Source organism: Clostridium sp. KNHs216 (assembly GCF_006714885.1).
Lineage (GTDB): Bacteria > Bacillota > Clostridia > Oscillospirales > Acutalibacteraceae > Caproiciproducens.
Map to the genome: position 1 here is coordinate 3,935,634 of NZ_VFMF01000001.1, position 9,785 is coordinate 3,945,418.

Consider the following 9,785-nt stretch of genomic DNA (forward strand, 5'->3'; position numbering starts at 1 on the left):
AGAAACACAACCTTGTTGCACAATCAACTGGAAATGCTGCAGATGGAATCATTGTATTTTTTATATCATTATATTTTCAGAAACGAGGGATTAAAATTATGAGCCCTGATCAAAAAATTCAGGTTTCCATGATCGTTCTGCTGGCCGGTCTTGTCATTGTTTTCATTGTTCTCCTGTCCCTGACCCGTTTGATTAAAAGCTATGGCGCGGAACTCAAAGCGCTGCAGTCCAATCCGGCGGCACGGACAAAAGCTGCCCCGGCAGCCGCCTTATCCGCTGGTTCGGCGGTCGTTCCCGCTGTTCAGGCCGGAATCTCCGAAGAAACGGTAGCGGTCATTTCCGCCGCTGTTTACGCTTTATACGGCGCCTCCGCCGGGAGGGTGACCGGTATCCGCCGCTCTTCGCAGCCCAGCCGCTCCGCATGGGGAATGGCAGGGTTACTGGAGAGTACCCGCCCTTTTTAGTGAGCCGTCCGGGGTTTTCCGGGCACGGGGATTTTCCTTGAATGACTGACGCCCGGCGTCTCAATATTGATGAAATACCCGCACTCGGTTTAGTGCGGGTATTTGTATGTTCCCAATTCCTGTTTGCTATTGTATTCAAAATATTGTATAATTAAACTTATGCAATAAGAAACCTATGGGCGGTTTCCGCCCAAATTATCAAGTTCTGGCGGTGAATTCATGAACAATATTACAACGGATCAAATGATGGAGATCAGGAAAAATGTTCTGGATAAGGAATTTTTCAGAATGAATGACAGGCAGAGGGAAGCGGTTTTCTGTGTAAACGGCCCCCTGCTGATCCTTGCCGGCGCCGGAAGCGGTAAAACCACCGTGCTGGTGAACCGTATCGCCAATATCATCCGTTACGGAAACGCCTACATAAGCAAAACCATTTCCAGTTATCTGACGGAGGAAGACCTGAAAGCGGCCAGGCGGTATCTGAGCGCGGACGAGCCGTTAACGCCGCAGGTGAAAGGCCATTTCGCCGTGGAGCCCTGCCGCCCGTGGCAGATCCTTGCCATTACCTTCACCAATAAGGCGGCCGGAGAGCTGAAAAACAGGCTGATTGCCATGCTCGGGGAAGAAGGAAACGATATCTGGGCTTCCACATTCCATTCCACCTGTGCGCGCATGCTGAGACATGACGGGGAGAAGCTCGGCTATTCCAATCATTTCACGATTTACGACACGGACGATTCCCGCCGGATGATGAAGGAATGTCAGAAGACCCTTAACATCGACGATAAAATCCTCTCTTATAAATCCATTCTTTCGGCGATTTCCCACGCGAAGGACAGCATGATCCTGCCCGGGGAATACGTGCAGCAGGCCGGCAATGACAGCAGGCTGGGGATGATCGGGCAGGCGTACAAGCTTTATCAGGCAAAGCTGAAGGAAGCGGACGCCATGGATTTCGACGACTTGATCTGCAACGCGGTGTACCTGCTTCAGCAGAACCCGGACGTACTGGAGTACTATCAGAACAAATTCAGATACGTTATGGTGGACGAGTACCAGGACACCAACCACGCGCAGTACCTGCTGGTCAAGCTGCTTGCCCAGAAGAGCGCAAACCTCTGCGTTGTGGGCGACGACGACCAAAGCATCTACAAATTCCGCGGCGCAACCATCGAGAACATCCTGAGCTTTGAAAAGAACTTTCCAAATGCGAAGGTGATCCGCTTGGAGCAGAATTACCGTTCTACCAAAAATATTCTGAATGCGGCCAACGCGGTCATTGAAAATAACAGGGAGCGTAAAGGAAAAACGCTCTGGACGGACAACCCCGCAGGGGAGAAGCTCGGCGTACATACCGCTTTCAGCGAACAGGACGAAGCGGATTTTATCGCAAAGAAGATATTGGAAGGCGTTGCGGCCGGCCGGAAATTTTCCGACCATGCGATTTTGTACCGCATGAATTCCCAGTCGAATATCCTTGAAAAAATCTTTGTAAAATCCGGTATCCCTTACCGCATTATCGGCGGTCTGCGCTTCTATGAGCGCAAGGAAATCAGGGACATGATTGCGTATTTGAGCGTCATCAACAACCCTTACGACGAAATCCGGCTTCGCAGGATCATCAACCAGCCGAAGCGCTCCATTGGGGACAAGACGATTGCACAGGCTACGGAAATCGCTGCCACACTGGGGGAAAGCGTGTTCGACGTGATTAAAACCGCTGATCAGTACGAGCCCCTGAAACGGACCGCGCCCAAGCTTTTGCAGTTTGCCGCGACCATGCAGCAGCTGATTGACGCCGCAAACGATGAACATACGAGCCTGAATGAGCTCTACCATTTGATTCTTGACAAAACGGATTATATCGGCAGCCTGAAGGCGTCCGAAAAACGACGACGTGCAGGACAGGATCGACAATATCAACGAACTTGCGTCAACCTGATCAAGTACGAGGAAGATAACGGCGAAGAGGCGACTCTTTCCGGCTTCCTCGAGGAAGTCTCCCTGCTGACCGATATCGATAACTTTGACGGAAATTTCGACAGCGTGGTCATGATGACCATCCACTCGGCAAAGGGCCTGGAATTTCCGGTCGTGTTCCTGCCCGGATTTGAAGAAGGGATTTTTCCGGGAATGCAGGCGATCTACAATCCTCTGGAAATTGAGGAGGAGCGCCGTCTAGCTTATGTCGCCATCACAAGGGCGAAAGAGGAGCTGTATGTTGTCAACGCGGAGAGCCGCATGATCTTCGGCAGCACCTCCCGCAACAAGCCCTCCCGCTTTGTTGAGGAAATTCCCGAGGAACTGGTTGTCCGCAGCCGCACCAGAGAATGGAAAAAGCCGGCCCCGGCATGTCCCTTCCCACTTCTGCTTTTGAGGCACGGGTGGTTACGACCGAATCGGCGCGCAGCTTCGGCCCGTCGAACCTGATCCACAGCGAGCCGCCGAAGGTTGGGTTCAAAGTGGGGGACAGCGTGGTTCACAAAACGTTTGGGACGGGGATGATCCTTTCCGTTTCTCCTATGGGCAACGATACCCTGCTGGAGATTGCTTTTGAACAAGCGCGGAACAAAAAAGCTGATGGCGAATTTTGCCCGCCTGCAAAAAGCCTGATCAAAGCGATATAAATCCAAAGCCCGCCTGAAAAAACAGGCGGGCTTTATCTGTACTCGGCAGACTGCTGTCTGACTTTATGCTTTGCGGGAACGGTCGTTGCAGCTGCATTCAGTAACTTTGGGCGGGAAAAACTCGTCGGTCGGAAACTCAATGCGGCGGAACATATCGCATGGATTGTCTGATGTAGTGACACATTCTTTTCCGGGATGCAGAAGTCATACGCAGGAATCAGCATTTGTACATTCCTGACGATTTGGACGATTGTAAAAATGCCGAGTGTAACATAAACAGTACGATCGGAAGCAAAGTCGAGCTGCCCCCCGAAATGTCTGCAGATAGAGTCGGGAATCCGGCAGCAGCTTTCCTTGCAATGCGACTGGCAGTCGCAGATCCTGGCGGACAGGCAGATCGGCTCCGCAATCTGACAGGTTGCTTTAGGGAGCACGTTGCCGCACATAGAAGATGGGCTGTCGATGTCGTCCTGCGTGCAATCGGAACTGAACATTTTTACGTTGCCCTCGCTGCCGTACAAAATTACCCTCTTATTGAATATGGATACACCATTTACAATGCAGGGGTTTGTGGCCAACGGACAGAATACGTCTACGCATACATCGAAGAAAAAGGTCATATCTACCGAATAAAAGCCCCTGTTAAATGGTACCGGCTCCAGATCAAGGAACACGGTAATGACATCAGCGCTTCTGAGCCTGACGTTTGTCGCATGCTCAATCAGGTCGTGCTTATCCGGTGGGAAATAAACCCTTAAATCTTCAAGGCAATCTTTATCACTGCATGAATCATATACGCGCAGTCCGTCTATGCATACAGCTTCGTTAAAATTTCCTGTGTTTTGCACATTCGCAGATGTTTCCGTGCTATTTCCATCCATAAAATAATCCTCCTAACACATTTAGTGAAACCTTTGTTTCTCAATACCATTTTATGGCGGCTGTTTCATTGTGTTACAGAAATATTTTCCTATTATAAGTCAGATTTTTCAAAATCTCGAAAAACTAAACAAATAATATAAAATAATAAATACATAGTAATATTAATCATTAAAATAGAGTAAAAATCTGCAAAAAATAAGCAATAAATACAAAATTAGCTTATTTCGTCCTGATTAATTCGTCCTTTTATAAAATCTTTTCTATTTATATTTTATTAATATTCTGTTATAATTGTGTTAAATGAATGTAAGATGTTAATCAAAGCTAAGAATTCATCCCTCGACAGGACGAAATGAGGTTAATTTCATGTCACTTGCGCTCATGATCGCACTTCTCCTTGTGTGCGCTTCCATCTTTGTCAATGGCTGGACGGACGCGCCGAATGCAATCGCTACTGTTGTTTCGACCCGAGTGCTTTCCCCGCGGGCAGCCGTTTTAATGGCTACGGCTTTTAATCTGGTGGGCATCATGTGCTTCGGCACGGCTGTTGCCAGCACCATTGCCAATCTCGTCAATGTCGGGACCGGCTCCAACCCTTTGATTGCCATTTGTGCGGCTCAGCTTTCCATAGTAATATGGTCGGTGTCGGCCTGGAAATTCGGAATCCCCACGAGTGAAAGCCACGCGCTGATTGCCGGGCTGATGGGTTCCGGAATCGCGTATAACGGCTTTTCCGCCTTTAAGCTGGCCGAGTTTCAGAAGGTGCTGTGGGGAATTGTCATCTCAACAGTCGTCGGTTTTTTTGCGGCCTATGTTGTCACCAAGGCGATCGGCTTTTTATTCCGCCGGGTCAAGCGTTCCAAAGCGAACCGCTTCTTTTCCCTGGGGCAAATCGCTTCCGCCGCTTTAATGGCTACGAGTCACGGCGCACAGGACGGTCAGAAATTTATGGGCGTTTTTGTGCTTGTAATTCTTCTTGCAAACAATCAGCCTATTCCGGCAACGGTACATATTGATATCTGGATTATGCTGCTTTGCTCGCTGGTCATGGCAATCGGCACCTCGATCGGCGGGTACCGCATCATTAAGACCATGGGGATCGATATGGTCAAACTGGAAAAGTATCAGGGATTTTCCGCTGAAATCGTGGCGTCTCTCTGTATGCTGATTACGACCGTGTGCTCCGGAATTCCTCTTTCCACCACCAACACGAAGGGCACCGCTATGATGGGTGCGGGCGCGGCCAGGCGTTTTTCCGACGTAAACTGGGGAATTGCCAAAGAAATGGTAATGGCGTGGGTACTGACCTTCCCTGCCTGCCTGATTCTTGGTTATGCGATGACCAAACTGTTTATACTGATCTTTTAGAATGGTATAGACGGTATAGAATATGTTTATAGGAATGAATCTGTGTATTTGAAGGGTAAGGGAACTATATGAGTAATTTTTTTGCTAAAGGGCCGGACTACTTCTCATTGTTTGAAAAGGGAATCGGTATTTCCTGTCACGCTGCAAAAGTGCTTCAAACTTCGTTTACGGATGGGGTGATCGACAAAAAAGAAATCACCCTGCTGAAAGAACTTGAACATGACGGGGACAAGCACGTTCATTACTGCTCCAACCTCATTGCGGACGCTTTTATCACACCGATCGACCGTTCGGATATGATGGATATGGTCCGCGCGATCGAGTCTATTACGGACAGCATCGACGATATCGGGAATCAGATTTATATGATGCATATTTCCGAGGCGAATGAAACGACCGTCAAGCTGGTGGATCTGATCGTCAAAAGCTGCGAGGGCCTGTGTACTTTAATGGCCGACTTTAAGCAGTTTAAGAAAAATCTGAAGAGTATTAAGCAAATGTCTGTTTATGTTAACCATCTGGAAGAAGAGGGAGACGCTATTTTCAGCGAAGCAATGAGAGAACTGTTCGACCCGGAAAACAAAATGGAAATGATCGATGTGATCCGGCTCCAGAATCTTTACAATACCATGGAGAATTCACTGGATTACTGTGAAGACGTCGCCGACATTGTAGAACAGATTATTATTTCCAATACCTAAGTTCATTGCCTTTTTGAAGCTCACCTTTCTGACGGGTGGGCTTTTTATTTTTGCTGCAAAAAGGGCGGGAAAGTTGCATATTGAACCTCGCCCAATAGTTTGCTATAATACTCTTAATAATGACATCATTGTGTAAAAGGGATTTTTCATGGCAAAGGTTACTTTGATTGCTTATACTCCCGAACCGGAAAAAACAGTTGCGCAGGCGGCAAAGCTCTGTTATTCGCCTGCTTCCATAGAAGATATATCGGAAGGACTCACCGACGAAAAGGTTGCGTCCTTTGTGGACATGCTGGCCGAAATCGGCATGAAAGCCCGATTGAGCACGCGTCCTTCACCTTTGGGATCGAAGGGGTTTCCCGTTCCTTTCTGGCGCAGATGACCCGCCACCGCATCGCCTCCTACAGCGTGCAGAGCCAACGCTACGTGACGGAAGCCTGTTTTGAATACGTAATTCCGCCGGAGATTGAGGCGATTCCCGAAGCGAAGGCGGAGTTCCTTCTGGCCATGGAGGAAGACCAAAAACACTATGAAAAGCTGACGTCTCTTTTAAAGGAGAAGCATAAAAAAGCGCTGATGGACGCCGGAAAGGATGAAAAGTCCGCCGAGCGTGCCGCGCAGAAGCAGGCGATTGAGGACGCGCGGTTTGTCCTGCCCAATGCCTGCGACACCAAGATGGTGTGCACGATGAACGCCCGCTCGCTGTATAATTTCTTTTCCCACCGCTGCTGCAACCGCGCCCAGTGGGAAATCCGCGCCGTCGCGGTGGAGATGCTGCGGCTTGTCCGCGGCGTGGCGCCGCACCTTTTCAAGCACTGCGGGCCGCCCTGCCTGCGCGGTGCATGCCCGGAGGGTAAAATGTCCTGCGGCAAAATCAACGAGGTGCGCGAGTTTTTTAATGGAATAGGGGAAAACTGATGAGCGGAAAATTAATTACCATGGAGGGCCTGGACGGCAGCGGAAAGGCAACGCAGACCGAACTGCTCTGCAAGGCGCTGCCGGACGGGGCGTGAAGCTGCGCCGCGTTTCCTTTCCGGACTATAACGAGCCGTCCTCCGTTCTGGCCAAGATGTACCTGAACGGGGAATTCGGCTCCGATCCCGACGATGTGAACGCGTACGCCGCTTCCTCGTTTTATGCGGTCGACCGTTATGCAAGCTATTCAAAAAACACTGGCGGCAGGATTACCGTAACGGCTCCCTGATTATTGCCGACCGGTATTCAACTTCCAATATTGTGTTTCAGCTTTCCCAAGCTGCCGCGGGAGCAGTGGGCCCGGTTTTGTGGAGTGGGTGCAGGACTATGAATACGACAAGCTGGGACTGCCCCGTCCCGACCTGACTATTTACCTCAATATGCCGCTGGAGGTTTCCCAGAAGCTTTTGAGCGGCAGGTACCATGGAAACGAGGAAAAGAAGGATATCCACGAAAGCAACGCGGAGTATCTGCGCGCATGCCGGATCAGCGCGGAATACGCGGTGCAGAGGCTGAACTGGAAAACGGTTGAGTGCGCGGACAGCAGCAGGGCCTGAAAACGGTTGAACAGATTCACGGTGAAGTCATGGAGATTGCGGCGGGCGTGCTGTAAGTCCGCGGCTTCCTTACGACAGAGAGGGGGTTTGGTATGATTTGTTTTGCTGACTGGGAAATGCGCGGCGAGCTTGCAGAAATCTGGGCAAGCTGCTTTCACGAGCCGGTGCGTCCGGCAAAATATTTTCTGAATAATTATTATAAGCCCGAGAACTGTCTGGTTTATAAAATGGGGGAGAAAACCGCGTCCGTCGTTTATCTGCTGCCCGCCCGGATTCTTGCCGGCCCGGCGGCCGTGCAGGCGCACTATATTTATGCGGCGGCTACCTTGCCGCAGTACCGAGGGCACGGCTGTATGGCGGCGCTTCTGGCCGCGGCCGCGCTGGTGGGGGCCAACCGGGGGGATCAGTATTCCGCGGTGCTTCCCGCCGAACCGGGCTTGTACGGCATTTATGAAAAGTCCGACTATACGAAATTTTTTCAGGTCGGCACCGTTTCTCTGTCATTGGAGGAAATGTGTTCGCTGGCCGATTCGGGAGTTTCCGCCAGAACCCTTCTGACGTATGGCCAGATGAACGGACTCCGCCGGGAAAAGCTGGCGGGGAAAACCGGTTCCGTGCTTTGGAGCGACGAAGCGTTTGCCTTCGCCGCCGGAATGGGCAAAATCTACGGAGACAGAATGATCTGCTCCCGTACCGGTGAAAAATTCGCGTACGCCCTGTGCCGCCGGACGGACTCCGACGCCTGCGCGGTTCTGGAACTGATGGCGGACGGCGATACCATTCGCGATCTTGCGGCGAACATCATCAGCGGGCTGCCGGCTGAACGGTATACGTTCCGCCTGCCCGTCTGGGAGACCCTCTTGGGAAAGCAGGGGAAAATATCCGATTTCGGGATGCTGAAGCCCCTCGGAGGAGCTGCTTTGGATTCGGTGCGTCAGGCTTCGGCCACGCCGTATCTCGGATTGCCGCTGGATTAATTTTGGAGGTGTTAAAATGATTTATCTTTTTCTGGCAGATGGATTTGAGGAAATTGAGGCGCTGGCGACCGTCGATGTTTTAAGGCGTGCCGGCTGCGAGCTGGTTACGGTCGGCGTCGGCGGCAAAAAAATCACCGGGGCGCATCAGATTGAAGTGACCGCCGACATAGAGGAAAAGGAAGCGGTGACGGACGGGCTGGATATGGTGGTGCTGCCGGGCGGAATGCCGGGTACGCTCAATCTGGAAAAATCCCCGATTGTGAAAGCCGTCATCCGTTACTGCGCGGAAAACGGCCGATATATCTGCGCGATCTGCGCGGCCCCCTCCATCTTAGGCCATATGAACCTGCTGAAAGAACATACGGCGACCTGCTTCCCTGGCTATGAGCAGGAGCTGCACGCAAAAACCGTGTCCGACGGACCGGTCTGCGTCAGCGGAAAGATCATCACGGCGAGGGGCGCCGGCGTCGCCGTCGAATTTGCACTTCAAATTGTGGAAGTGCTTTTTGGCGCTGAAAAATCAAAGATGCTTAGGAAGTCGATGCAATGTATGTAAGAAATATCCGGGAAATCAAAATGAATCTGCGCGCGCGCTATCGCCAGTTCCGCGAAAAGCTGGGTGAGGACCGGAAAATCAGCCTGGATTCCACAATCCAGAGCAGGATGCTCGCGCTGCGGGAATACGCGGCGGCGGACACGGTCTTTACGTATGTCAGCAAGCCGATCGAGGTGGACACGATTGCCCTGATCAAGGCCGCGCTGGCCAACCACAAGCTGGTCGCCGCGCCGCGCTGCGTTCCGGACACCTACGATATGGAATTCTTTATATCACCTCGCTTGACGATCTGGAAAAAGGCAGCTTCGGCGTGCTGGAACCGATCGTATCGAAGTGCCGCAGGGTGACCGATTTTTCCCGGGGTTTCTGCATTGTGCCGGGACTCAGCTTTGACGCGCAGGGGTACCGTCTCGGCTACGGCAAGGGGTATTACGACCGCTTTCTGGCGGAGTTCGGCGGGACCACCGTCGGAATCTGTTATTCCGGCTGTGTCCAGTGGAATCTGCCCCACGGCTACTACGACAAGCCGGTCGACATTCTGATTACAGAGAAATACATCAGGAGAATGGCCAATCAGAAAAACTGAAATAGCCATCCTGATGTTTAAAACAGGAGGACGTATCCATGAACGACGACAGGGACCTTAACGAGTACCACCAGAAAAAGGTGGAAAGCTTT

Annotated in this window: 12 protein-coding genes and 1 pseudogene; 12 read left to right on the forward strand and 1 reads right to left on the reverse strand. The window is 51.2% G+C overall.

Annotation, left to right across the window (positions count from 1 at the left end):
* Positions 1–98 precede the first annotated feature (98 nt).
* The 3 genes from LY85_RS19055 (at position 99) to LY85_RS19615 (ending at position 3,091) form a co-directional block, all read left to right on the forward strand.
* Positions 99–464 (forward strand): OadG family transporter subunit, encoded by a 366-nt coding sequence (locus tag LY85_RS19055; RefSeq protein ID WP_141824993.1) that lies wholly within the window; start codon positions 99–101, stop codon positions 462–464.
* Between the two features lie 219 nt (positions 465–683).
* Positions 684–2,894 (forward strand): UvrD-helicase domain-containing protein, encoded by a 2,211-nt coding sequence (locus LY85_RS19060; protein WP_243122624.1) that lies wholly within the window; start codon positions 684–686, stop codon positions 2,892–2,894.
* Positions 2,849–3,091 (forward strand): hypothetical protein, encoded by a 243-nt coding sequence (locus tag LY85_RS19615; RefSeq protein WP_243122625.1) that lies wholly within the window; start codon positions 2,849–2,851, stop codon positions 3,089–3,091. Before LY85_RS19060 ends, LY85_RS19615 begins: the two co-directional genes overlap by 46 nt.
* 32 nt (positions 3,092–3,123) lie before the next feature.
* Here LY85_RS19615 and LY85_RS19065 read toward each other — a convergent pair whose 3' ends face one another.
* A complete protein-coding gene (locus LY85_RS19065; protein WP_243122626.1) occupies positions 3,124–3,972 on the reverse strand; it encodes a hypothetical protein in 849 nt (282 codons plus the stop codon).
* Between the two features lie 367 nt (positions 3,973–4,339).
* Between LY85_RS19065 and LY85_RS19070 the strand changes: the two genes are divergently transcribed.
* From LY85_RS19070 to LY85_RS19740, 9 genes and pseudogenes are all read left to right on the forward strand, one after another.
* The gene (locus tag LY85_RS19070; RefSeq protein ID WP_141824997.1) at positions 4,340–5,341 is read left to right on the forward strand and encodes an inorganic phosphate transporter; all 1,002 of its coding nucleotides are present in this window, start codon (positions 4,340–4,342) and stop codon (positions 5,339–5,341) included.
* A 68-nt stretch (positions 5,342–5,409) separates the two neighbouring features.
* Positions 5,410–6,042 carry a DUF47 family protein gene (locus LY85_RS19075; protein WP_141824998.1) on the forward strand — a complete coding sequence of 211 codons (633 nt, stop codon included), beginning with the start codon at positions 5,410–5,412 and terminating at the stop codon, positions 6,040–6,042.
* A 148-nt stretch (positions 6,043–6,190) separates the two neighbouring features.
* Positions 6,191–6,960, forward strand: a pseudogene (gene thyX / locus LY85_RS19080) (FAD-dependent thymidylate synthase).
* Positions 6,961–7,051: 91 nt separating this feature from the next.
* The gene (locus LY85_RS19625) at positions 7,052–7,246 is read left to right on the forward strand and encodes a hypothetical protein (protein WP_243122628.1); all 195 of its coding nucleotides are present in this window, start codon (positions 7,052–7,054) and stop codon (positions 7,244–7,246) included.
* Between the two features lie 79 nt (positions 7,247–7,325).
* Positions 7,326–7,574: a hypothetical protein gene (locus LY85_RS19630; RefSeq protein WP_243122629.1), complete on the forward strand. Its 249-nt coding sequence runs from the start codon at positions 7,326–7,328 to the stop codon at positions 7,572–7,574.
* 92 nt (positions 7,575–7,666) lie between these two features.
* Positions 7,667–8,551 (forward strand): GNAT family N-acetyltransferase, encoded by an 885-nt coding sequence (locus LY85_RS19090; RefSeq protein ID WP_141825000.1) that lies wholly within the window; start codon positions 7,667–7,669, stop codon positions 8,549–8,551.
* Between the two features lie 16 nt (positions 8,552–8,567).
* Positions 8,568–9,107 carry a DJ-1 family glyoxalase III gene (locus LY85_RS19095; RefSeq protein ID WP_141825001.1) on the forward strand — a complete coding sequence of 180 codons (540 nt, stop codon included), beginning with the start codon at positions 8,568–8,570 and terminating at the stop codon, positions 9,105–9,107.
* Positions 9,098–9,454, forward strand: coding sequence for a 5-formyltetrahydrofolate cyclo-ligase (locus tag LY85_RS19735; protein ID WP_279231009.1), 357 nt, complete (start codon positions 9,098–9,100; stop codon positions 9,452–9,454). The genes LY85_RS19095 and LY85_RS19735 overlap by 10 nt, the downstream gene beginning before the upstream one ends.
* Positions 9,418–9,693, forward strand: a complete 276-nt coding sequence (locus LY85_RS19740; RefSeq protein ID WP_279231010.1) for a 5-formyltetrahydrofolate cyclo-ligase — start codon at positions 9,418–9,420, stop codon at positions 9,691–9,693. The genes LY85_RS19735 and LY85_RS19740 overlap by 37 nt, the downstream gene beginning before the upstream one ends.
* Positions 9,694–9,785 lie beyond the last annotated feature (92 nt).

Excerpts from the sequence above, each read along its gene's own strand:
- LY85_RS19055 (WP_141824993.1), top strand. The coding sequence starts at position 99 with ATGAGCCCTGATCAAAAAATTCAGGTTTCCATGATCGTTCTGCTGGCC.
- LY85_RS19060 (WP_243122624.1), top strand. The coding sequence starts at position 684 with ATGAACAATATTACAACGGATCAAATGATGGAGATCAGGAAAAATGTT.
- LY85_RS19065 (WP_243122626.1), bottom strand. The coding sequence starts at position 3,972 with ATGGATGGAAATAGCACGGAAACATCTGCGAATGTGCAAAACACAGGA.
- LY85_RS19070 (WP_141824997.1), top strand. The coding sequence starts at position 4,340 with ATGTCACTTGCGCTCATGATCGCACTTCTCCTTGTGTGCGCTTCCATC.
- LY85_RS19075 (WP_141824998.1), top strand. The coding sequence starts at position 5,410 with ATGAGTAATTTTTTTGCTAAAGGGCCGGACTACTTCTCATTGTTTGAA.
- LY85_RS19090 (WP_141825000.1), top strand. The coding sequence starts at position 7,667 with ATGATTTGTTTTGCTGACTGGGAAATGCGCGGCGAGCTTGCAGAAATC.
- LY85_RS19095 (WP_141825001.1), top strand. The coding sequence starts at position 8,568 with ATGATTTATCTTTTTCTGGCAGATGGATTTGAGGAAATTGAGGCGCTG.
- LY85_RS19735 (WP_279231009.1), top strand. The coding sequence starts at position 9,098 with ATGTATGTAAGAAATATCCGGGAAATCAAAATGAATCTGCGCGCGCGC.